Source organism: Desulforegulaceae bacterium, assembly GCA_034006035.1.
GTDB lineage: Bacteria > Desulfobacterota > Desulfobacteria > Desulfobacterales > JACKCP01 > JACKCP01.
Window position 1 is genome coordinate 17,305 of the sequence record JAVETN010000019.1, and the last position, 21,435, is coordinate 38,739.

At 34.5% G+C, this 21,435-nt stretch carries 21 protein-coding genes and 3 tRNA genes; 16 read left to right on the forward strand and 8 right to left on the reverse strand.

The window, feature by feature from the left end:
• The first annotated feature begins 35 nt into the window (after nt 1–35).
• Nucleotides 36–1,271 (forward strand): uracil-xanthine permease family protein, encoded by a 1,236-nt coding sequence (locus RBR53_11420; protein MDY0133262.1) that lies wholly within the window; start codon nt 36–38, stop codon nt 1,269–1,271.
• Between the two features lie 118 nt (nt 1,272–1,389).
• Here RBR53_11420 and RBR53_11425 read toward each other — a convergent pair whose 3' ends face one another.
• Nucleotides 1,390–2,679, reverse strand: a complete 1,290-nt coding sequence (locus RBR53_11425; protein ID MDY0133263.1) for a citrate synthase — start codon at nt 2,677–2,679, stop codon at nt 1,390–1,392.
• 317 nt (nt 2,680–2,996) lie between these two features.
• On the opposite strand from RBR53_11425, the gene RBR53_11430 reads away from it, so the two are divergent.
• From RBR53_11430 to RBR53_11445, 4 genes are read left to right on the forward strand one after another with little or no spacing between them, the layout of a single operon-like run.
• A complete protein-coding gene (locus RBR53_11430; protein ID MDY0133264.1) occupies nt 2,997–3,815 on the forward strand; it encodes a hypothetical protein in 819 nt (272 codons plus the stop codon).
• A gap of 19 nt (nt 3,816–3,834) precedes the next feature.
• Entirely contained in the window at nt 3,835–4,593 is a 759-nt protein-coding gene (locus RBR53_11435; GenBank protein MDY0133265.1) for a TIGR04219 family outer membrane beta-barrel protein, read from the forward strand.
• 13 nt (nt 4,594–4,606) lie between these two features.
• On the forward strand, nt 4,607–5,377 hold the full coding sequence (locus RBR53_11440; GenBank protein ID MDY0133266.1) for a hypothetical protein: 771 nt from the start codon (nt 4,607–4,609) through the stop codon (nt 5,375–5,377).
• Nucleotide 5,378: 1 nt separating this feature from the next.
• Entirely contained in the window at nt 5,379–6,014 is a 636-nt protein-coding gene (locus RBR53_11445) for an MBL fold metallo-hydrolase (GenBank protein ID MDY0133267.1), read from the forward strand.
• Between the two features lie 100 nt (nt 6,015–6,114).
• On the opposite strand, the gene RBR53_11450 is transcribed toward RBR53_11445, so the two are convergent.
• Together RBR53_11450 and recN are read right to left on the reverse strand one after the other, a co-directional pair.
• On the reverse strand, nt 6,115–6,357 hold the full coding sequence (locus RBR53_11450) for a zinc ribbon domain-containing protein (GenBank protein MDY0133268.1): 243 nt from the start codon (nt 6,355–6,357) through the stop codon (nt 6,115–6,117).
• Nucleotides 6,358–6,537: 180 nt separating this feature from the next.
• Nucleotides 6,538–8,211, reverse strand: a complete 1,674-nt coding sequence (gene recN, locus RBR53_11455) for a DNA repair protein RecN (GenBank protein ID MDY0133269.1) — start codon at nt 8,209–8,211, stop codon at nt 6,538–6,540.
• 186 nt (nt 8,212–8,397) lie between these two features.
• Between recN and RBR53_11460 the strand changes: the two genes are divergently transcribed.
• Nucleotides 8,398–8,877: a ferritin family protein gene (locus tag RBR53_11460; protein ID MDY0133270.1), complete on the forward strand. Its 480-nt coding sequence runs from the start codon at nt 8,398–8,400 to the stop codon at nt 8,875–8,877.
• A gap of 79 nt (nt 8,878–8,956) precedes the next feature.
• Here the strand turns inward: RBR53_11460 and RBR53_11465 are convergent, their stop codons facing one another.
• Entirely contained in the window at nt 8,957–9,316 is a 360-nt protein-coding gene (locus RBR53_11465) for a hypothetical protein (GenBank protein MDY0133271.1), read from the reverse strand.
• 256 nt (nt 9,317–9,572) lie between these two features.
• On the opposite strand from RBR53_11465, the gene RBR53_11470 reads away from it, so the two are divergent.
• From RBR53_11470 to RBR53_11505, 8 genes are all read left to right on the forward strand, one after another.
• Nucleotides 9,573–9,803, forward strand: a complete 231-nt coding sequence (locus RBR53_11470) for a hypothetical protein (GenBank protein MDY0133272.1) — start codon at nt 9,573–9,575, stop codon at nt 9,801–9,803.
• Between the two features lie 53 nt (nt 9,804–9,856).
• A complete protein-coding gene (locus tag RBR53_11475; GenBank protein ID MDY0133273.1) occupies nt 9,857–10,432 on the forward strand; it encodes a rubrerythrin family protein in 576 nt (191 codons plus the stop codon).
• An 18-nt stretch (nt 10,433–10,450) separates the two neighbouring features.
• Nucleotides 10,451–10,834, forward strand: coding sequence for a desulfoferrodoxin (locus RBR53_11480; GenBank protein MDY0133274.1), 384 nt, complete (start codon nt 10,451–10,453; stop codon nt 10,832–10,834).
• A gap of 68 nt (nt 10,835–10,902) precedes the next feature.
• Nucleotides 10,903–11,076, forward strand: coding sequence for a hypothetical protein (locus RBR53_11485; protein ID MDY0133275.1), 174 nt, complete (start codon nt 10,903–10,905; stop codon nt 11,074–11,076).
• A gap of 415 nt (nt 11,077–11,491) precedes the next feature.
• Nucleotides 11,492–12,802, forward strand: coding sequence for a cytochrome ubiquinol oxidase subunit I (locus RBR53_11490; GenBank protein ID MDY0133276.1), 1,311 nt, complete (start codon nt 11,492–11,494; stop codon nt 12,800–12,802).
• Nucleotides 12,803–12,886: 84 nt separating this feature from the next.
• Nucleotides 12,887–13,903 (forward strand): cytochrome d ubiquinol oxidase subunit II, encoded by a 1,017-nt coding sequence (gene cydB, locus RBR53_11495; GenBank protein ID MDY0133277.1) that lies wholly within the window; start codon nt 12,887–12,889, stop codon nt 13,901–13,903.
• A 110-nt stretch (nt 13,904–14,013) separates the two neighbouring features.
• Nucleotides 14,014–14,089, forward strand: a tRNA-Lys gene (locus RBR53_11500).
• Nucleotides 14,090–14,094: 5 nt separating this feature from the next.
• A tRNA-Glu gene (locus RBR53_11505) sits at nt 14,095–14,172 on the forward strand.
• Between the two features lie 60 nt (nt 14,173–14,232).
• Here RBR53_11505 and hrpA read toward each other — a convergent pair.
• Nucleotides 14,233–18,171: an ATP-dependent RNA helicase HrpA gene (gene hrpA, locus RBR53_11510; protein ID MDY0133278.1), complete on the reverse strand. Its 3,939-nt coding sequence runs from the start codon at nt 18,169–18,171 to the stop codon at nt 14,233–14,235.
• A gap of 65 nt (nt 18,172–18,236) precedes the next feature.
• On the opposite strand from hrpA, the gene RBR53_11515 reads away from it, so the two are divergent.
• A complete protein-coding gene (locus tag RBR53_11515) occupies nt 18,237–18,416 on the forward strand; it encodes a hypothetical protein (protein ID MDY0133279.1) in 180 nt (59 codons plus the stop codon).
• A 108-nt stretch (nt 18,417–18,524) separates the two neighbouring features.
• Here RBR53_11515 and leuB read toward each other — a convergent pair whose 3' ends face one another.
• Nucleotides 18,525–19,598, reverse strand: a complete 1,074-nt coding sequence (gene leuB, locus RBR53_11520; GenBank protein ID MDY0133280.1) for a 3-isopropylmalate dehydrogenase — start codon at nt 19,596–19,598, stop codon at nt 18,525–18,527.
• A 128-nt stretch (nt 19,599–19,726) separates the two neighbouring features.
• Here leuB and RBR53_11525 point away from each other — a divergent pair, with 128 nt between their 5' ends.
• Nucleotides 19,727–20,170, forward strand: coding sequence for a PilZ domain-containing protein (locus RBR53_11525; GenBank protein ID MDY0133281.1), 444 nt, complete (start codon nt 19,727–19,729; stop codon nt 20,168–20,170).
• Nucleotides 20,171–20,206: 36 nt separating this feature from the next.
• Here the strand turns inward: RBR53_11525 and RBR53_11530 are convergent, their stop codons facing one another.
• Nucleotides 20,207–20,980 (reverse strand): hypothetical protein, encoded by a 774-nt coding sequence (locus tag RBR53_11530; protein MDY0133282.1) that lies wholly within the window; start codon nt 20,978–20,980, stop codon nt 20,207–20,209.
• Between the two features lie 283 nt (nt 20,981–21,263).
• Nucleotides 21,264–21,357 (reverse strand) — tRNA-Ser (locus tag RBR53_11535).
• Nucleotides 21,358–21,435 lie beyond the last annotated feature (78 nt).

The window sequence follows — 21,435 nt, forward strand, 5'->3', positions numbered from 1 at the left end:
TTTTGTGGGATTACAAAAATGAAAGGGTGATTGTTATGGGGGAGAATTTTGACTATAGATTTAAAGCCAAGGATTCAATCCTTGGGGCTCAGATGCTTTTTGTAGCATTTGGGGCACTGGTTCTTGTTCCTGTTCTTACAGGGCTTGATTCAAATGTTGCTTTGTTTACAGCAGGGATTGGAACTCTTGTTTTTCAGGTAATTACCAAGGGGAAGGTTCCTGTTTTTTTGGCATCTTCCTTTGCTTTTATAGCTCCTATTTCAGTTGGAGTTGCCAAGTGGGGTGTTGCTTCAACTATGAGCGGGCTTGCAGCAGCAGGGCTTCTTTATATTGTTTTGAGTTTGGTCATAAGAGCCAAGGGAAGCGGTGTTGTTGAAAAAATTCTTCCTCCTGTGGTTACTGGGCCTGTAATTATGGTGATAGGCCTTATTCTTGCTCCTGTTGCCGTAAATATGGCTGTGGGAGAAGCTGATTCTTCAAATATAATACCCCAGTCAAAAGCTCTTTTTGTTTCAATGTCAGCCCTTGTTGCAACAATAGCTGCCACTCTTTTGGGCAAAGGGTTTATAAGGCTTATTCCCATTCTTATTGGAATTAGTGTAGGATATACAATTGCATGGTTTTCAGGTCTTGTAGATCTAACCCCTGTTTATAATGCAAAATGGTTTGCCTTTCCAAATTTTGTTTTTCCTGAATTTAATCTTTCTGCAATTTTATTTATTGTACCTGTTGCCATTGCTCCGGCAATTGAGCATTTTGGAGATATTCTTGCCATAGGAGAAGTTACTGAAAAAGATTATCTTGAAGATCCGGGTATAGAAAACACAATGCTTGGAGACGGTGTTGCAACTTCAATAGCATCAATGCTTGGCGGGCCTCCAAATACAACATATTCAGAAGTAACAGGAGCTGTTGCTCTTACCAAAGCTTTTAACCCCGGAGTAATGACCTGGGCTGCAATTATTGCAATTGTTCTTTCCTTTGTTGGAAAAATAGGAGCTTTTCTTACAACTATTCCAAGTCCTGTAATGGGAGGAATAATGCTTTTGCTGTTTGGTGCAATCATGGTTGTAGGGATGAACAATATTGTTAAGGCACAGCCTGATGTCACAGAACCTAGAAATCTTACTATAATAGCTCTTATTCTTGTTTTTGGAATAGGTGGTATGAGTTTTTCTGCAGGAGAATTTACCCTTGAGGGAATTGGTCTTGCAGGGGTTTTGGGTGTGTTTTTAAATCTTGTGCTTCCCCGGGCAAGAAAAGAAGATTAGATTTTGGGTTGAGAGTTTCAAAACCGCTCAATTTAGGTAAAATAAAAAGAAGGCGGCCGGTAATTAATTTTACCGGCCGTTGTATTTCTAAAATATAAAACTGAAATTTTTTAATAATTTATCTGTCTTCTAATTCTAGAAAGTTTTGTTCTGACATTCCTGTATAAATCTGTCTTGGCCTGCTGATTCTCCAGTTTGGATCCTCCAGACTTTCTTTCCACTGGGAAATCCATCCTGGAAGACGTCCTATGGCAAACATCACAGTAAACATATTTGTGGGTATTCCTATTGCCCTTAAAACTATTCCACTATAAAAATCAACATTTGGATAAAGATGGTGGTCAATAAAATAAGGATCTGTAAGAGCTATTTCTTCAAGTTGTTTTGCTACATCAAGAAGGGGATCCGGGCCTGATTTTTTGGCTAAAATTTTATCGCACATTTCTTTCATTATTTTGGCTCTTGGGTCATAGGTTTTGTAAACTCTGTGTCCAAAGCCCATGAGTCTGAAAGGATCGTTTCTATCCTTTGCTTTTTTTATAACTTCATTAACAGACACCCCGTTTTTAAGAATGTTTGTCAGCATTTCAATCACAGCCTGGTTTGCCCCTCCGTGAAGAGGACCCCACAAGGCCGCTATACCAGCAGAAATTGCAGCATAAAGATTCACTCTTCCGCTTCCCACAACCCTGACAGCGGCAGTTGAGCAGTTTTGCTCATGGTCGCCATGTAGAATAAGAAATACATTAAGAGCTCTTACTATGTCAGGATCAAGTACATAAGGTCTTACAGGGCTGTCAAACATCATATTAAGAAAGTTTTCACAATATGTAAGATCATGCCGTGGATATACAATCTTTTCACCTTTTGAATATCTGTGTGACATAGCAGCCATGGTTCTTACTTTTGAAATCAGGTTTAAAAAGTCTTTTGTAAAACTTTCTTCATCTTTTTCTTCATCTTTAAGCTCAGGATAAAAACTCCTTAATGCATTTACCATTGATGAAAGAATTCCCATGGGGTGAGATGCTTTGGGAAAATTTTGGAAAAACATATGCATGTCTTCATGAACAAGAGAAGAATCATTAAGCATTACCCTGTTTTTGTTAAGCTGTTCAAGTGAGGGTAGGTGCCCATTTATGAGAAGGTAGGCAGTTTCAACAAAAGTTGATTTTTCTGCAAGCTGCTCAATTGGAATTCCCCTATATCTTAAAATTCCTTTTTCTCCGTTCATAAATGTAATTGATGAAGAGCAGCTTCCAGTGTTCCCAAACCCTGGGTCAAAGGTAATCAAGCCTGTCTCCTGACGAAGTTTTGTAATGTCAATGGCTTTTTCGCCTTCAGTTCCTGTAATCACCGGGAAAGTATAGGTTTTACCATCAATTGTTAATTTAGCTGATTCTGTCATAATCTGCCCCGTTTACTATTTTAATTTTTAAAAACATTGGTATAATTAAATTTTATTTTTATTTAAATTAACTGAAATAATACTTTAACGTCTTTAGTGTCAACAAGGATTAATGTAAAGAGAGTTGCTAAGTTCGTCGGCTCATCTTTAAAGTTTGATTAAAAGGTTTGATTCTAGATAGATTAAAGTTGATAATAATTCATTTAAAATAAAATTCAATAGTAAGTGCTTGCTGAAATCCAAACTTTTTTTCCAATTGTGGAAAAAGAAAGACTTAAATTTCAGGCTAAACTTAAATTAGGCAGGGGGAAGTTTTTGTGAAGACAATTGAAAATATTCAAAAAAAAATAATAGTCGATTTTTTAGTAAAAAAAGTTGAAAAATCTTTAAAGCCAGCAGAAGGGTATTCAAAAATCGATAAAAAGTCAGCAAAAATTCTCCTTGAAATGAATGGATATGAAAATATTCCAAAAAGAGGACTTGAACTTTACTTTAGAGAAGATCCAACAAAAGAAGTTATTGTAAATGATGCTTTGCTTGGAAGATATGAAACAGATATTGATGATGTTGTGTTGAGAAAGTCCCCTAAACTAAAGGAAATGATCAGCTTTAAAAATGCTAAAAAAATATTGTCAGATTCCGATGTTTTAAAATCGGTAAAAGAAGAAACACTTGATTATCTTAGAACTTCATTTATTAAAACCCTTGATTTCTCAGGTCTTGATAAGGGATTTTTTTTGAAAGAACTTAAGATCCTGTTTGAAGCCGATGATTTTGAAGGTTTTTTTAAACTTGTTCTTTCAGGGTTTGAAGTTGCATCATTAAAATATTTTCCGTTTTTAAGCAAAAAATACGGTTATTATATTTTTGGTAGAAAAACTTACAAAGAAAAGGATTCTTTTTTTTCCTATATTGGATTATTAGATAAAAATAAAAAAATATTTTTGTTTGCAAAAGATGAAATTAAGGAAAAAGATTTTGATGAGATTCTTTTGGAAAAAAGGGAAGACAAGGTTTTTTCAAGCGGAATAAAAGCTATTTTGGAAGTTGGAGATTTAATCGAGAACTCAGAGCCTTACTCACCCTTTGAAACCAATCTTTTTCTTGAAGGATTGCCGGATGAATTAAACTTTTAAACCCAGGAGGATTGTTGCTATGAAATCAAAACTTGCTGTTTTACCCCTGCTTTTTTTCCTTTTAGTCCCTTTCCAGGGATACTGCCTTCCTTTGATTGATGCAGAGATAGCTGTTGGAGGATGGCTTAATTCACCAAAGGGATTTGCAGGATACAAAGGAGATAATCTTTATCTTGAAAATGACCTTGGCTATGATGATGAAACAAAACTCACAGCCAGAGCAAGGATTGAGCTTCCCCTGATTTTGCCAAATTTGACTGTGATGGCCACAAATTTAAATTATGAAGAAAGAAGCACAATGGGTAGAAAATTTACCTTTGGCGGCAAAAATTTTGAAGAAAATAAAAGTTTTAATTCGGAACTTAAGCTGGACCATTATGATTTTGCCCTTTCTTTTTCTCTTCCTTTTTTAAAACTTGCAAGCCTTGGAACTCTTCAGGCAGATTTGGGAGTAAACTTAAGACTTGTTGATCTTGATGCTTCAATTACTCAAGGTGAAATTAAAGAATCCAAATCTTTTACTGTTCCAATTCCCATGGGATTTGCATATTTAAGGCTGGAGCCAGTCTCAGGGATAGCTCTTGAAGCTGAGGGAAGAATGATTTCATTGGGAGGAAACAATGTAACAAGTCTTATAGGCCGGCTAAGATATAATATTTTCGGTCCTCTTTTTATAGCAGGGGGATATAGAGTGGAAAAATTTGATATAGATGAAAAAGATGTAAGGGTTGATACAAAGTTTAAAGGACCTTTTTTTGAAGGCGGATTTAAATTTTAAAGGGTAGCTTATTATGAATTATTTTAAAAAAATTATGTTTTGTTTGATTGTTTTTTTTACTCCGGTTGCAGTTTTTGCTTCTGGGTTTAATTCTTATTTGGGGGAAGTTTCTCTGGGGGGATTTATTTTTGATCCTTCAGGCACCCACTCATATTCAGAAGGTGCTCCCGGTACATCAATGGATCTTGAAAATGGTCTTAATATTTCTGATGATAAATCTTATTTTGCTAAACTTAAGATAAATAATTTCAGTCATCTTCCAGGAGTGTATGTTTCAGGTCTTTATATGAACAGCGAGGGCGAAAATATGAAATCTTTTACATATGGAGGAGAGCTTTTTGATGATCCTTCAGGTTTTAATTCTGAAATTGAAATTTTAAATTATGACCTAACTGTTTTTTATTCCTTAAAAGGTTTTGAAAGAGCAACCCTTGGAAAGTTAAATGTTGAGCTTGGTTTGAGTGCCAGGTGGATTGAAGCAACAGGGAAAATTTCACAAACCGGTACATCTGTAAGTGTAACAGAAAAAGATTATTCAATGGGTTTTTTTGCTTCTTTTGCAGGGAAACCAACTGATAATATAGAACTTTATCTCCAATGGAAAGGCTTTTGCTTTACAGATGTTGAATTTACCAACCTGACTGCAGGGGCAAGGCTTGATCTTTTAGGTTCTTTTTTTGTTGGAGGGGGTTATATGATTGAAGAAGTGGATATTGATCAAAACGGATTTAAGCTTGATATGGAATCAAAAGGTGTTTTTGTTGAAGCAGGGATGAGGTTTTAAAATGTTTGAAGTTATCCAGGTGCTGCAAAGCAAAATGGGTGTTTTTGGCTATATTTTATTTGATCCTGAATCAAGAGACAGTATAGTAATAGATCCCTCCTGTTCTCCTGAAAAAATTTTAAAATCTGTAAGGGAAAACGGTCTTAATGTTAAAGCAATTGTAAATACCCATGGGCACGCGGATCATGTTTGTGGGAATCATTATCTAATAAAGGAAACCCAGGCTCCTTTGTTTATCCACAAGGACGATGCTGTTCTTCTTGCTAAGTTTTCTACAAAAATGTTTTCCAGGGCTTTGGGAGGCAAAGGTTCTCCTGTTCCTGATTTTTTTGTCAAGGACAATGATCAGATTGAAGGGGGAACAATAAAAATAAAAGTTATTCATACTCCGGGTCATACAAAAGGCTGTATTTGTCTTTATGACGGAAATAATCTTTTTACAGGAGATACCCTTTTTACAGGCGGTGTTGGAAGAACAGATCTTTCTGGTGGTTCTTTTGAACAGCTTGAAAAGTCAGTTAGAGAAAAGCTTTTTATTCTTTCTGATGATACCATTGTCTGGCCTGGGCATAATTATGGGAATGAAAATTTTTCTACAATAGGTAAAGAAAAATTAACAAATCCTTATTTTTATTAGCTAGCTTTAAATTAAAAACTATTTTTTTGAACTGCTAGATTGGATGAAATGCTTTTCCGGACAAAAAATCTGTCCGGAAAGTTTTTCAGGATTTATAGTTTTATCCCTGTCCGGGGAGTGTGTAAGTGCTGCAGCTTCCTGCTGTACAAGTTCTTTCTTGAATATCTAATGACTGCCCAGGAGCTTTAGATCTTGAAGCAGAAATATTTCCAGTGCTTAAAACCCTTTCAAAAGAGCTTGAACCGCAATGGGTGCATTTTATTTCTTCGTCTTCGTCTCCGCTTAAAACTATCACCTCAAATATTTCTTCGCACTTAAGGCATCTGAATTCATAAATTGGCATTAAAACATCTCCTTATAAATATTACACTTTTAAAATATCTACTTTAAATATTTGTTTTATCCAAAAACATTTATTCATATAATATAACTTATGGCTAAACATTCAATAAAATTATTTAGAATCTAAATTTGCTTTACCCATTAATTTAAAGTTTAAAGTTTGGTTTTTGTTTTGTTGAATCTATAAAACACTGGCTTGTTCAATAAGTTCTTTTGCATTTTCCATTGTTTTTTGAGAAATTTTTTCACCTGAGATCATTCTTGCAATTTCTGTTATTCTTTCGGTGAAAGAAAGGCTTCTGATTGATGTTCTTGTCCTTTTTTCAAACACTTTTTTTTCAATATAGAAATGATGATCTGCAAATTTTGCAATCTGAGGAAGGTGGGTGATACAGATTACCTGTGCTGTTTTTGAGAGTTTTTTTATTTTTTCTCCGGTTTTTTCAGCTGCTTTTCCACCGATTCCTGCATCAGCCTCATCAAAAATTATTGTTTGAACATTGTCATTTTTTGCTGTGGCAGATTTTATAGCAAGGACAAGTCTTGAAAGTTCTCCTCCTGAAGCAGTTTGAGAAATAGGCTTTGGATCTTCGCCTGGGTTTGGGGAAATAAGAAGATTTAAGTTGTCTATTCCTGTTTCACTTTTAAATTCAGGGTTGGAAGTTAAGTCTGCAAAAAAAACTGCATGGGGCATTTCAAGTTCTTTTATAGACTCGGTTATAATCTTTTCCAGTTTTTTTGCTGAAACTTGTCTTTTAGAACTAAGTTTTTTAGCAAGATCCATATAGTTTTTTTCTTTAAGTTCCAGCTTTTTTTCCAGCTCTTTAATTTCAGTCTCTGTATTATCAAAATTTTGAGCCTTTAAGCTTATTTTTTTGTGGAAATTATTAATTTCATCAATTGTTTTCCCATATTTATGTTTTAATTTGGATATGAGGTCGAGCCGTTCGCTTATGGTTTCAAGCTTTTCATCGTCCTGGTCAATTTCGCTGGCATAAGAGTTAAGTGTTCTTCCTAGATCATCAACTTCAGCGTAGATTGATTCCAGCTGGCTTAGAAAACTCCCAAACTCTGAATCAAGAGAAGAGCTGTCCTCAAACTCTTTTATTAGTGAGGCAATAATTTCTGAAACAGAACCTTTGTCAAGGTAAAGAAGGGATGAGCCTTTTAACGAAGTTTCAATTAAAAGCTTTGCGTTTTTAAGTTTTTTAAGTTCTTCTTCAAGCTTGATATCTTCATTGGGGTCTTCAAGGCCTGCATCTTCAATTTCCAGTTTTTGAAAGGATATTAGCTCAAGTTCTTTTTCAATTAACTGTTTTTCGGATTTTAATTGTTTTATTTTACCCTTTAATTGGTTTGTTTCTGAAAAAATCTCTTCTAATTTTACCCTGCTTTCACTAAGGCCTGCAAAATTATCAAGAAAATAGATATTGTTTTTTTCATCAAGGAGTTCTTGATGCTCATGCTGGCCTGATACTGAAGCTAGGTTTCTTGTTATTTGATTAAGGATCTGAGCTGTTGCAAGTTTTTGATTTATATATATTTTATGCCTGTTTGTTTTGGCAATTATTCTTCTGATTATAAGTCCTTGTTCAGGCTCAAAATCGTTTTTTTTCATTTTAATCCAGGCAGGAGAGTTTTTTTTAATTGAAAAAAAAGCTTCGATTTCAGCACTTTCTTCTCCTGTTCTTATCATTTTTGAGTTGGCCCGATCCCCAAGAATCAGGTTGATGGCGTTAATTATTATTGACTTGCCAGCCCCTGTTTCTCCTGTGAGCATATTTAAGCCGCTTTCAAACTTTATTTTTATATCATCTATTACGGCAAGATTTTTTATGGATACTTCTGAAATCATAATAGTCTGAATTTCCTGAATTAAAGGTTGATGGCTTGTCTATGCCACAACAGAGCACCTTTGTAAAGATTGAGATATATTCTTGAATATATATTCATGAAATGTTAATAGGTTTAAAAATATAAATCTATAAAAGATCTATTTTTAAAAATAAATTTAAATGCAGAAAGAAAGGGATTTAAAAAAATGGCAGCGTATGATTTTAGTGCAGATGATATTTTCAAAATGGCAATTGAAATTGAAGTAAATGGTCAGGAGTTTTACAGAAAAGCTGCTGCTGACGCAGAAAATGATGAACTTAAAAAAGTTCTTTTAGATCTTGCTGATATGGAAGTTGAACATGAAGAAACCTTTAAGCTTATGCAAGAGGAATTAAAAGATTCTGAAAAAGCCAGCAATGTTTTTGATCCCGACAATGAAGCAGCTGCATATTTAAAAGCCCTTGCTGATACAAAGGTTTTTTATGAAAAAGAAATAGATACAAAATCAGTTAAAGAAGTGATGAAGGCTGCTATATCAGCTGAAAAAGATTCTATTGTGTTTTATCTTGGAATGAAGGCTCTTGTACCTGAAAAAAAAGGTCAGGATAGACTTGATCAAATTATCAATGAAGAAATGACCCATATAAGAATTATTTCCACTAAGCTTATGCCTTTTATCAAATAATTTGTTTTTTTTAATCTGATAGGCTTAAATTGAATTATGGCAGGGTTACCCCTGCCTTTTTAATCTAAGAGTACTGAGATTAGTTTAAAAGTTCGCTTTTGAGCCAATTTTTTAACTTTTCACCAGGTGTGTAAACTCCCTTGCTATGCCCAGTTTCATCAAGGAATTTTTTCATCTTTTCACCTAGCAGAGGGATTTCAACAAGTTCTTTGGCATCTTCGATTGTTCTTTTAATCAAATATACTTTTGCAGGCTTCTCCCAGGTGTTGACCACAAAATAATGGGAAGAATCACTTTTATTTCTTACCACATATGGAACTCCGCCGGGTTTCCAGTTTCCTCCCCATTCAAGGTAGAGTCCAATAGCATCTTCATGGGTGAGATCCCAATCAATCAGATTTATTAAGTTTATATCTTTTTTCAACTCATCTAAATTCATGGCTGCTCCTTATTTATTTTTGTTAATCTTACATATGGTTATATGCAATAAGGTTGCCAATTGTGAGAAGGCTGTAGTTGGCAACATAGGTTGTCTTGTTTTTATGTATCTTTGGAGGATTTGATACAAAACTGTCTCAAATCTGATACGGTTTTAACTCCCTATCAAGCTTATCAGGCTTGTTTTCTGTGTTTTTTTATTTTGGCATATTTATTGAATTAACAGAGTCCAAAAGTTTAAAAACCGGAGGAAGTCAGTGAAGCCTGAAAATAAAAATATTTTAAGAGTTCTTGAGCTTGCAAGGGAAATGGTTGATACTGCTGAAGAAGGTGATATTCATAGAAAAGATATTGGATGTGGAATTTTATTTGGTATTTTAAGGGACTATGGATATAAGCTGATAAACCTTGCAGAAGAAGAAATTGAAAATCATTTCCTTAAAGGCTCATGGGACGGAGAAAGAATAAAGTTTAAGAATAAGGACTGACTTTCTAATAATTTTTTTTAATTATAAACATCAATATTTATGGAGGAAATTTAATGGCATCAGTAAAAGGTACCAGAACAGAAAAAAATCTTTTGACAGCATTTGCAGGCGAATCTCAGGCAAGAAATAGATATACATATTTTGCAGGAGCAGCAAGAAAAGAAGGTTATGTGCAGATTGCAGATGTTTTTGAAGAAACAGCAAACCATGAAAAAGAGCATGCAAAAAGATTTTTCAAGTTCCTTGAAGGAGGAGATGCTGAGGTTCAGTGGTCTTTTCCTGCGGGCGAAATAAAATCCACTAAAGAAAATCTTATTGCATCGGCAGAAGGTGAATTTGAGGAGCATTCGGATATGTATCCGACCTTTGCAAAAATCGCAAGAGAAGAAGGTTTTGAAGCAATTGCAGTGGTTTTTGAGAAAGTTTCTATTGCAGAAAAATACCATGAAAAGCGTTTTCGTGCTCTTGCTGAAAATATCGACAAAGGTAAGGTTTTCAAAAGAGATGAAAAAGTTACCTGGAAATGCAGAAACTGCGGTTACCAGCATGTTGGTGCAGAAGCAATTGAAATGTGCCCTGCATGTGCCCATCCAAAGGCTCATTTTGAGCTTTTAGCCGAAAATTACTAATCAGGAGGTTTGATTTTAATGGCAGAAAAAATGGAAATATATAAATGTGTTATATGCACAAATATTGTTGAGGTTTTAAGAGGCGGTAATGGAGAACTTGTATGCTGTGGCAAGCCCATGAAAAACATGAAGGAAAACACAGAAGATGCAGCAAATGAAAAGCATGTTCCTGTGGTGGAAAAGCTTGACGGGAAAATTAAAGTTACAGTTGGAAGCACACTTCACCCAATGGAAGAAAAGCATTATATAGAATGGATCCAGATTTTAACAAAAGATGGAAATTCCTATAGAAAATATCTTTCACCAGGAGAAGAGCCTGTTGCAGAATTCCCTGTAACAGATGATAAATTTACAGCCAGGGAATACTGCAATCTTCACGGATTGTGGAAGCTCGAAGTGTAGTTTATTCAAGGCAGGAGAAATCCTGCCTTTGTTATCAAATCCCTTCACTCAAATAAAGGAGAAATAACATGGGAAACTGGAAATGTGTTAATTGTGGATATCAGCTTGATGCAGAAATGCCGCCGGAAACATGCCCTTCCTGTAAACAAAAATGTGAATTTGTGGATAACACCTGCTATACTCCTGATTGTCAGTGGGAAGGGAAGGATGAAAGAATAGGGCACAAAAACAAAAAGCCCTAAGTTCAATAGAGATCTTCTTAGATTTACAAGCATCAAAATAAATTATACCAAATATTAAGGCTTTTTTCAGATCTGTTTTTTAGCTCTGTAAAGAGCCTTTGTTTTTTTAAACGTAATAGAAGAATTTTATTTGTGGGATAAATATTGTCTGGTTTTTATTTTTGTTGTAACAAATTAACCTATTGTTGAATAATTGCTGTTTTTTTATTTCAGCGTCGGATTGGTTATTATTCGTTGAAAGTTGGTTGGTAATACAAAGAAATGACGGGACTTTATATTTTGTTTTCTTTTTGAAGATGCAAAATTTGCTATATTAAGATTTGTAAACTATGCTTTTTTATGGTTTGATTTTTTAAAAAAAGTCAAAGTTTTTTTGTTATAAGCAAGATTAACTTTTAAAAGCGAGGAGTAATAAATGGACGTTGTATTTCTTTCCAGACTGCAGTTTGCCGCAGCTACCATGTTCCACTTTTTGTTTGTTCCTCTGACCCTTGGGCTTTCCATAATGATGGCCTACATGGAAACCAAGTATGTTAGAACAAAAAATCCTGTATATCTTTCAATGACAAAATTTTGGGGAAAGCTGTTTTTAATAAATTTTGCATTGGGAGTTGTGACAGGAATTACACTGGAGTTTCAGTTCGGAACAAACTGGTCAAGGTATTCAGCCTATGTTGGTGATGTTTTCGGATCTTTTTTGGCAATTGAAGCAACAGTGGCATTTTTTCTTGAATCAATTTTAATTGGTATCTGGGTTTTTGGGTGGAAAAAGCTTTCTGCCAAGGCACATGCCTTTGTGATGTGGCTTATTGCCATAGGAGGAAGTTTGTCTGCTGTATGGATTCTTATTGCCAATGCATGGATGCAGCATCCTGTAGGGTATACAATAAGAAACGGAAGAGCAGAGCTTACAGATTTCATGGCTGTTGTCACCCAGAAGTTTGCTGTTTTAACAATTCTTCATACCTTGTCTGCGGCCTATGTTTTAAGTGCTTTTTTTGTAATGAGTGTAAGTGCCTGGCATCTTCTTAAAAAAAACAATGTGGAGTTCTTTACCAAATCCTTTAGAATCGCTCTTGTTATGGGTCTTTTAAGCACAATTTTTGTTGTTGCAGAAGGTGATGTTCATGCTGTTGACGTAGCCAAGGTTCAGCCTGCAAAGCTTGCTGCAATGGAAACCCATTGGGAAACAAGCACAAAGGCTCCTGTTTTTTTATTTTCATGGCCAGATGAAGAAAATGAAAAAAATATAATAGAAATAGGCAGAATCCCCGGAGTTTTAAGCTTTCTTGCCTTTCATGATATAAATGCTCCTGTTCAGGGTTTAAAAGAGTTTCCAAAAGATGAAAGGCCTCCTGTAGCAATCACAGCCTTGGCTTTTAAGGTAATGGTTGGTTCTGGTTTTTATTTTTTAACTCTGATGATATTAGGATGGTTTTTCAGAAATAAACTTATAGAAAAAACCTGGTTTTTAAAACTTATGGTTATTTCTCTTCCGCTTCCATATATAGCAATTGAAGCCGGCTGGGTTCTTGCTGAAGTAGGACGGCAGCCATGGATAGTATACGGACTTTTAAAAACATCTGATGCAGCTTCTCCTATAGCTTCCGGGCAGGTACTTACAACCTTGATCGGGTTTATTGTTCTTTACGGTCTCCTTGGAGTTGCAGGTTTTTATATGATATTTAAAAATGCACTTAAAGGTCCTAAAGACCTGACTCAATGATAAAGCTGTCGCTTTTCTGAGCTGAGTTTACAATCCTTTTCAGGAGAAGCCTGAATTTAAAATTTAATTTCGGAGGAAGATATTATGATGCTTGAATCAACCTGGTTTTTTCTTTGGGGGCTTTTATGGGCTATTTATTTTATGACAGACGGATTTGATCTTGGAATAGGAATTGTTTATCCTTTTCTTGGTAAAAATAATGAAGAAAAAAGAGTGATGATTAACTCTCTTGGGCCTTTGTGGGACGGTAATGAGGTTTGGCTTATCACTGCTGCAGGTGTTACTTTTGCTGCTTTTCCAATTCTTTATTCTGTTATGTTTTCTTCTCTTTACACACCTTTGATGCTTATTTTGTTTGCCTTGATAATAAGGGGAGTTTCTTTTGAGTTTAGGGGGCTTTCCAATAAAAAATCATGGGTATTTATCTGGGATAGTTCTGTTTTTGTAGGAAGTTTTTTACCTGCGTTTTTGTTTGGTGTGGCATTTGCCAATATATTTCAGGGGATTCCCATAGATGAAAACGGAATAATCCAGGAAAGTGTTTTTTCACTTTTAAATCCATACGGACTTTTGGGTGGGTTTTTGTTTGTTGTCTTGTTTATTGTTCATGGACTTTTATGGCTTTGTGTAAGAGTTACAGGCGATCTTAAAGACAGGGCTTTGAGTTTTGTAAAAAAAATGTGGATTGTTGAAGTTATTGTAATTATTGGTTTTGTTGCTGGCAGTTATGTTTACACCAATCTTTTTGACAATTACTTCAAATATAGGCTTTTATGGCTTATTCTTCTAGCTGCTGTTGTTTCTCTTTTCATGATAAGGTTTTTTATTTCAAAGAGAAAATTTTTTACTGCCTGGGCTTTTTCAGCTTCAACAATAGTTTTTTCTACATTTTTTGGAATAGCAGGATTGTTTCCCAATCTTTTTCCTTCAAGCATAAACCCTGAATATAGTCTTACAGCTTTTAATTCATCATCAAGCCCTTATACACTTAAAATTATGCTTGTAGTTGTGGTTGTTTTTATTCCAATTGTTATAGCTTACCAAAGCTTTGCCTATAAATTGTTTTCTAATAAAGTTGATCCAAAAGATCTTATATATTAATAAAAATCTACCAAAGTTTGAATTTCAGGCTTTGGTAGATTTTTTTTTATTTTTTTATCCTTGACTTTAGGGTTCTATCTGTGTATTTTCCTTTTGTTTTAGCGACACATGGGTCATTAACTCAGCCGGTAGAGTATCTGCCTTTTAAGCAGAGAGTCGTTGGTTCGAACCCAACATGACCCACCATATGCGTCCCCATCGTCTAGTTCGGTCCAGGACACCGGCCTTTCACGCCGGCGACAGGGGTTCAAATCCCCTTGGGGACGCCAAAAAAACATTAAGCTCTCAATTTGAGGGCTTTTTTTATTTTGGGTAGTCTTTTTTAAAGGTCAAATCATCTTAGCAATATCAGAAAATTTTTTTTCAAGTTTTTTTTCAGATACAGGGTATCTGGTTTTAAGTTCCTGGGCAAAAACTGAAATTTTAAACTCCTCAATATCCCAAAAAAACAATTCTGTTTCTTTTCTTTTTTCAGGAGAGGAGCTTTCGTCAAGCTCATCAAGAAGAATCCCAAGTTTTTTCTGGAATCTTATTACTTTATTGTTTTTTGTACTGTCTTTTGAAGGATTTGAAATCCCCCGTTCTGCCCTGATTTTTATAGCAGCAAGATATCTTGGTATATTTGAAAGTTCTTCAATTGAATAGATTTTAAAGAAGTTTGGAGTAACTATGCTTTTTGCACTCTTAATACAGTCATTTATCATTTCATAAATAAGAACAGTTTTTGAATACTTTAGTTTGAGGTTGTTTAAAAATGTCCATACTTCATTAAATTCATTTAAAACCAATTCTGTTTTTTCTTTTTTTTCCAAGGTAGAAAAATTTAAAACTTTTTTATCTTTGATTTTTTTTAAGTAATCATAAAATTCTTTTTCTGTTCTTATGGGCTTTAAAAGCACCTGGTTTTTTACAGATTCAAAAATTCCTTTTTCAATATTTTCTTTATTTCCAAAAAGTTTAAAAATTTCAGGATTGATTGTTTTAAGTTTTATCTGATTTTTAAGGTTTTTCAGTTCAGTTGAAAGAATTTTTTCAAAAAAGGTTTTTACGCTTTTTGTCTGGGCATTTTGGGCATCTTTTTTATTTGAAAAAAGTTTTAAATCTATTTTTCCATCACTGGTTTCAAAAGCAGGGTAAAATATTGGTGAGTTTTTTTTCTCAGGATAAACTTTTACCAGATTCTCAAGGGTATAAAATTCCTTGATATCTTCTTTTGAAAATCGTTTTTTAAATTTTTTTATTTCATCAGAATCAGGCAGTGAATCTCTGTCAATATTTTTTAAAATCAGGGGATTTCTTGAGGCTGAAATTTTGGAACCTTTAATATCTGTAAGCTCAATTCTCATATTCAAATGTTCAGGAATTGATACTTCTGAAATTATTTTTGCCGGAACAATAGCTTTAAATCTGTTTTTTATAAATTCAGAAAGACTTAAGGCAAAATAATTTGATGAAAAATCCATCTCTTTTAAAATTATTTCAGTTTTTTCCTTTATGGGGTGGAGCATTGTCCTGTATTTCTTGGGAAGTCCTTTAAGAACAGCTTCTGTTTTTTCTTTTAAAAGTCCGGGTATAACAGTTTCAATATTTGATGCTGAAATATTTGATGTTTTATTGACAGGAATTGAAATTGTAACTCCGTCGTCGTCTTCACCAGGGTTGAATTTATATTTTAAATTGAATTTTTCTTCTCCAACCTGAAGTTTGTCAGGAAAGTTTTCTTTTATTTCATTTTCAGGATCATAGTTCATTAGATCTTCTTTTTTCATTAAAAGAAAAGCATCGCCTTTTTTTCTTATTATATTTTTCAAGGTCCTTATATCTGAAACTTGAGGGATTTTAGATTCATAAAAATCAACTATTTCATTTTCACTGACCAGGATATCTCTTTTTCTAAGTCTTTCTTCCATGTCTTTAATTTGGTTTATTGTTTTCTGATTTTTTTCAAGAAAGTTAAGCTTGTCTTTTACCTGGTTCTGGTAAAGGGCCTGGGAATAAAATATTCTTCCAGCTTCATCTTTATTAAACAAATGATAAGGGACTTTTGAATCTTTTAAAATTACAAGGCTGTATAAAGTTTTCTGGGCATAGGCTAAAACCCTTCCCTGATTTTTTGAATAATGGGGGTCATATACAATTGTTTTTACAAGATCACCTGCTACTTCATCTATCCATTCAGGTTCAATCAACCCGGCTGTTCTTGCAAAAAGCCTTGAAGTTTCAACTATATCAGCACAGACAATCCAGTCAGGAGGGGCTTTAAAAAGCCCTGAGCCCGGAAAAATCATTACCTCTTTGTTTTTGGCGGCCTTGAAAAGTTTTTTTTCTGAGTGAACAGCTATATTTGAAAGATAACCGCTTAAAATTGATTTGTGAATTTCTTCGTATAAAGGACCTGTTTTTGAGTTTTTATCCCCTGAGACAGGAGGTTTTTCTTTTATATTTTTTATTTCCTCGTCTTCAAGAATTGATTCTATCTGGGAATACAAGTCTCTCCATTCCTTTAATCTTCTAAAAGAAAGGTAATATTTTTTAGAAAATCTTCCTATGGCTCCTGTTGTAAGTTTTTTTTTGCTTTCCTTGTTAAATTTTGTCCATATATTTAAAAAAGTTATAAAATCAGATAAGGGATCTGAAAATACTGATTGTGCCTGGAGAGCTTTTTGACGGATTTCATCTGGAAGTTCCCTTGGGTCTCCGGCTGTTATACCTGATACAATTGCAGTAACTTCTTCAAGACATCCTCTTTTTGATGCCTCTATGAGCATTCTTGAAAGCTTTGGATCAAGGGGAAGTTTTGCCATTTGCCCACCTAACTCAGTGAGTGTAAAAATTCCCTTTTGTTTGCTTTCCTTAATTGCCCCAAGCTCTGTTAAAAGATTGTAACCATCATTTATATTTTTTGTTTCAGGCCTGTCTATAAATGGAAAATTTTTTATGTCTCCAAGTTTTAAAGCCGTCATTTTAAGAAGAACGTCTGCAAGATTGGATCTTAAAATCTCAGGCAGGGTAAATTTGGGCCTGTTTTCATAATCTTCTTCACTGAAAAGTCTAATGCAAATCCCGTTTGAAACCCTTCCGCATCTTCCTTTTCTTTGATCAGCACTGCTTTTTGAAACAGGGCTTACAGGAAGAGAAGTAGTTCTTGATGATGCCAAATATGAAGGAATTCTGGCTAGACCTGTATCTATAACATATTTAATTCCAGGGATTGTAATTGAAGTTTCTGCAACATTTGTTGATACAACAACTTTTTGGCCTGAAACCGGCTTGAAAACCTTTTGCTGTAAATGGGAGGGGAGTCTTGCGTAAAGAGGCATTAAATTTACTTTGTTATCAAGTCTTCCCCTTAGTTTTTCAATTGTTTCTAAAATATCGTTTTCAGTGGGCATGAAAATTAAGGTGTCGCCGTTTTGTTCATTTTTTATAAGGTCAAAGGCATTTGCAGCAAGAGATGAAAGATCTTGATCTTCCTCTTCTTCATTTTCAGGGGGAAGATAAATTGTTTCTACAGGAAACATTCTTCCCGAAACTTCAATAACAGGGGCATTGCCAAAAGCTTTGGAAAATTTTTCTGTGTCTATGGTTGCTGAAGTGATTATAAGCTTTAAATCTTTTCTTTTTTTTACAAGCTTTAAAAGAAATCCAAGAATAAAATCAATATTAAGGCTTCTTTCATGGGCTTCATCAACAATTATTGTATCATAGGAATTTAAAAACCTGTCTGTAAGGGTTTCTGCAAGCAAAATCCCGTCTGTCATCACCTTGATTATTGTGTTTTCATTTGATTTATCGGCAAACCTTATTTTGTAGCCAATAGTTTTAAAACTCTTTTCATTAAGTTCTTCACTTATTCTTTCAGCAACTGAAACAGCGGCAATTCTTCTTGGTTGGGTAAGGGCTATTTTTCCTTTAACCCCCCTTCCTGCTTCAAGGCAGATTTTTGGGATCTGGGTTGTTTTTCCTGAGCCTGTTTCACCTGAAATGATAACAACCTGATTGTTTATTATTTTTTCTTTAATTTCTTCTTTTTTAGCATTTACAGGAAGATTTTCATCAAAACTTGGTTTTGGTATAAGAGATTTTCTTTTTTTTAAATTCAGTTTTGCTTTTTTTAAGTCAATTTTTAATTTTTCAATACTTTCTTCAGAAACAATAGTTTTGTCTTTTTGAAGTTTTCTTATTTTTTTCCGGATAAAAATTTTGTCTCTTGTGGTAAGAGAGTCGGTTTTATTGTAAAGTTTGTATAAAATATCTTTTTTGGTCATGTTTTTCCATTTTGGTTAAATTAAACTCCAGAAGACTTATATAATAGAAAAATCGGAGTAAATAAATGTTTGATAAAAAAATGTTTGAACCTGTAGAAATAGGGCGGGGTGTTTTCTGGACAGGATTTGTTGATGAATCTGTTTTAAAAAGCGGATTTAAGGATATGTTTTATGATGGAATTAAAAAAGTTTTAAGGGGGCTTACAACAATTGAAGAGCTTGAGAGGGTAGTTGGGAAAAGTTGAAACTATTAGGATTCTAAAATTTTATTAAATTGTAAATGAACTTTCTCGAAAATATCTTAATTTAAATAAAAAATGCACGCCATTAAAAAGCGTGCATTTTTATTAGAATCAGATTCGTTTTGCTATCTCATCACCCATTTCTTTGGTGGAAACAGATTTTTTATCTTTTCCGGCAAGGTCGGCTGTGAGAATTCCTTCTCCCAGGACTTTTGCCACTGCATTTTCTATAGCATCTGCAGCATCGCCAAGATCAAGGGAATATTTTAGCATCATTGCCGCTGAAAGAATTTGGGCTATTGGGTTTGCAATTCCTTTACCCGCAATGTCTGGAGCAGAGCCTCCAGCAGGTTCGTAAAGTCCAAATTTTTCTTCGTTAAGACTTGCTGAGGCTAAAAGTCCCATTGAGCCTGTAATCATTGCACATTCGTCAGATATAATATCTCCAAACATATTTCCGCACAAAAGTACGTCAAACTGATGGGGATCTTTTACAAGCTGCATTGTAGCGTTATCAACGTAAATATGGTTGAGTTCAACATCAGGGTAATCTTTTGCAATTTCATTTACAATTTCTCTCCACATCACCATGGTGGTCAAAACATTTGCCTTGTCTACAGAGGTTACTTTGTTTTTTCTTTTTCTTGCTGCATCAAAAGCCATTTTGGCAATTCTTTCAATTTCAAATCTTTTGTAAACCATTGTATCAAAGGCTGTTTCTTCAGGGCCTGAGCCTTCTCTGCCTTTTGGCTGGCCAAAATATATTCCGCCTGTAAGCTCTCTTACACATAAGATATCAAATCCACTACCTACAATGTCTGCTCTTAAGGGACTTGCAGAGGCAAGAGATGGAAAAACCTTGGCAGGTCTTAGGTTGCAGTATAATCCGTAAAGTTTTCTTAAGGGAAGTAGTGCGGCTCTTTCTGGTTGTTTTTCAGGGGGAAGATTTTCCCATTTAGGGCCGCCTACTGAACCGAAAAGAACAGCGTCAGCCCAATTGCATACGTCTATAGTTTCTTTGGGAAGAGCTTCTCCGCAGTTATCTATTGCAGCTCCTCCCACATAAGCTTCTTTTGTTTCAAATTCAAAGTTAAACTTTGCTTTTGCAGCATTTAAAACCTTTATGGCTTCATCCATAACTTCAGGGCCTATTCCATCTCCTGGAAGTACAGCAATTTTTTTCACTTTTATTTCCTTGTTTTTTGTGGTTTAAGATTAAGTATATTAAAAAGACTATATATTTAATCTGGAAGTAAAATTCAAGTGTGGTTTTAACCTGAGTAAATAAACTAACACTTAACTTTAGGTGAAAAATGAATGAAATAGAAAATAGTTCCCCAAAGATTAATATTGCGGGTTTGACAGCAAAACTTTTAAAAGAGGTTATTGCTCTATCCACTGAAGAAAAAATGACTTTGCTAAATGATTTAGAGAAAAGGGGCGGGCTGTACCAACGAAGCTCTAGTCGAAAGTCTTATCTTTCAGAAATTAATTTTGCCATGAATGGAAAGCCTGGAAGGGGTTATATCTCCAACATAAGCGAGTCTGGAATGTTTATTTCTTCCTTTGAAAAACCTGAGCCTGGAGCAGAAATAACAATGGTTTTTCCCCCGCCCGCAAGGAAGGAGCCGGTAAGAATGCAGGCAAAGGTTGTAAGGATAGAAGAGGGTGGCTTTGCAGTTCAGTTTATAAAGCGACTTAATGAAACTCTTCAGAAATATGATATAAAATTGATTTCGGATTTGGTTATAAAATAATAAAAGCCTTTATCACAAGGCCTTTATTATTGTCTTTTATTTAGAATTGACTTCGTCCTCAGGATTTTCAAGGTATGAGGTGCTTTTTAAGTTCCCAATTTTTTTTAAAGGTGACTGGTAAAAAGAGTCTTTGGTTTTTTCTCCGCTTATAATATTTCCATTTTTATCCAAAACAGTGTCATCATCAAGGATTACCATTCCAAGCTGTCTCATCACACTTTCTCTATAGGCATGATTGTATTCAATGGATTTTTTCTGGAGCTTATACTTTAAAATAAGCCATACCATTATAAAAACTGCTGCTATTCCAATTCCCGCCCCAAGAATCATCATTAAATATTCAAGGGATTTTTGGCCTGCTGTTGAAATAAAAGCGATTATTGAATCAAGCTTGTAAATTATACCTGCTGTCAGCGTAAGAATGAACAGGGTTAGTAAAAAAGGAAGTTTTTGGAAAAGTACAAGAACTGCCTCTATTTTTTGAAGGTATCCCAGGTTAGTATTTGGATTGTCGCCAGAATTTGATCCTAAAGGCTTTTCATGGGAAGAAAAGTCATAAAGGTATTTATTGAATCCCGCCACAAGGATTCCAAGAAGAAATGTAATTACTACAGGGATTATAAAGGCTGCAAAAAAATAGTTTTTCCATGGAAATGGAATGTCTTTTGAGCCTAGCTGTTCAACAAAACACACAAAAAAAATAACTGCCTCAACTATACCAATAAAAATAAGGTAGTTTTTTAAAAATGATTTTATTTCAATTTGATCAAAAAGGGCTGCCACCCCTTTGGTTTTTTCTTCTTTTTTCATTATCTGTCTCCGTAAAGAGAATAAATTTAAATTTTTATCTTCGCATAAACAAATTTTTTGTTTTTTTACAAAGGATAAAAGCTAATATTTTTTTGTTTTTATTTCAATAGATATCTGTAAATTGGAAATGGTGGAGTGTATAAATCAGATAAAAAAACGATTTTTTCCTCAAAAATTTTAAAAAAAATTTTAAAAAAAGGGTCACTTGAGGGGTTACTTGACCTCCAAAAAGCCAAAAAAAAGCTCTTAGAAAAATTTTCTAAGAGCCTGTAACCTTTGTATCTGGCGGAGAGAGAGGGATTCGAACCCTCGAAGGAGTTTTATACCCCTTACTCGCTTAGCAGGCGAGCGCCTTCAGCCTACTCGGCCATCTCTCCAAATAAAAATGGCGGAGGAGGTAGGATTTGAACCCACGGAACGCTCTCACGCTCAACGGTTTTCAAGACCGCCGCCTT

Coding starts and splice junctions, on each gene's coding strand:
- RBR53_11480 (MDY0133274.1), top strand. CDS start 10,451: ATGGCAGAAAAAATGGAAATATATAAATGTGTTATATGCACAAATATT.
- RBR53_11425 (MDY0133263.1), bottom strand. CDS start 2,679: ATGACAGAATCAGCTAAATTAACAATTGATGGTAAAACCTATACTTTC.
- RBR53_11420 (MDY0133262.1), top strand. CDS start 36: ATGGGGGAGAATTTTGACTATAGATTTAAAGCCAAGGATTCAATCCTT.
- RBR53_11460 (MDY0133270.1), top strand. CDS start 8,398: ATGGCAGCGTATGATTTTAGTGCAGATGATATTTTCAAAATGGCAATT.
- RBR53_11465 (MDY0133271.1), bottom strand. CDS start 9,316: ATGAATTTAGATGAGTTGAAAAAAGATATAAACTTAATAAATCTGATT.
- recN (MDY0133269.1), bottom strand. CDS start 8,211: ATGATTTCAGAAGTATCCATAAAAAATCTTGCCGTAATAGATGATATA.
- RBR53_11450 (MDY0133268.1), bottom strand. CDS start 6,357: ATGCCAATTTATGAATTCAGATGCCTTAAGTGCGAAGAAATATTTGAG.
- RBR53_11490 (MDY0133276.1), top strand. CDS start 11,492: ATGGACGTTGTATTTCTTTCCAGACTGCAGTTTGCCGCAGCTACCATG.
- RBR53_11445 (MDY0133267.1), top strand. CDS start 5,379: ATGTTTGAAGTTATCCAGGTGCTGCAAAGCAAAATGGGTGTTTTTGGC.
- RBR53_11475 (MDY0133273.1), top strand. CDS start 9,857: ATGGCATCAGTAAAAGGTACCAGAACAGAAAAAAATCTTTTGACAGCA.
- RBR53_11515 (MDY0133279.1), top strand. CDS start 18,237: ATGTTTGATAAAAAAATGTTTGAACCTGTAGAAATAGGGCGGGGTGTT.
- RBR53_11530 (MDY0133282.1), bottom strand. CDS start 20,980: ATGAAAAAAGAAGAAAAAACCAAAGGGGTGGCAGCCCTTTTTGATCAA.
- cydB (MDY0133277.1), top strand. CDS start 12,887: ATGATGCTTGAATCAACCTGGTTTTTTCTTTGGGGGCTTTTATGGGCT.
- hrpA (MDY0133278.1), bottom strand. CDS start 18,171: ATGACCAAAAAAGATATTTTATACAAACTTTACAATAAAACCGACTCT.
- RBR53_11485 (MDY0133275.1), top strand. CDS start 10,903: ATGGGAAACTGGAAATGTGTTAATTGTGGATATCAGCTTGATGCAGAA.
- RBR53_11440 (MDY0133266.1), top strand. CDS start 4,607: ATGAATTATTTTAAAAAAATTATGTTTTGTTTGATTGTTTTTTTTACT.
- RBR53_11435 (MDY0133265.1), top strand. CDS start 3,835: ATGAAATCAAAACTTGCTGTTTTACCCCTGCTTTTTTTCCTTTTAGTC.
- RBR53_11525 (MDY0133281.1), top strand. CDS start 19,727: ATGAATGAAATAGAAAATAGTTCCCCAAAGATTAATATTGCGGGTTTG.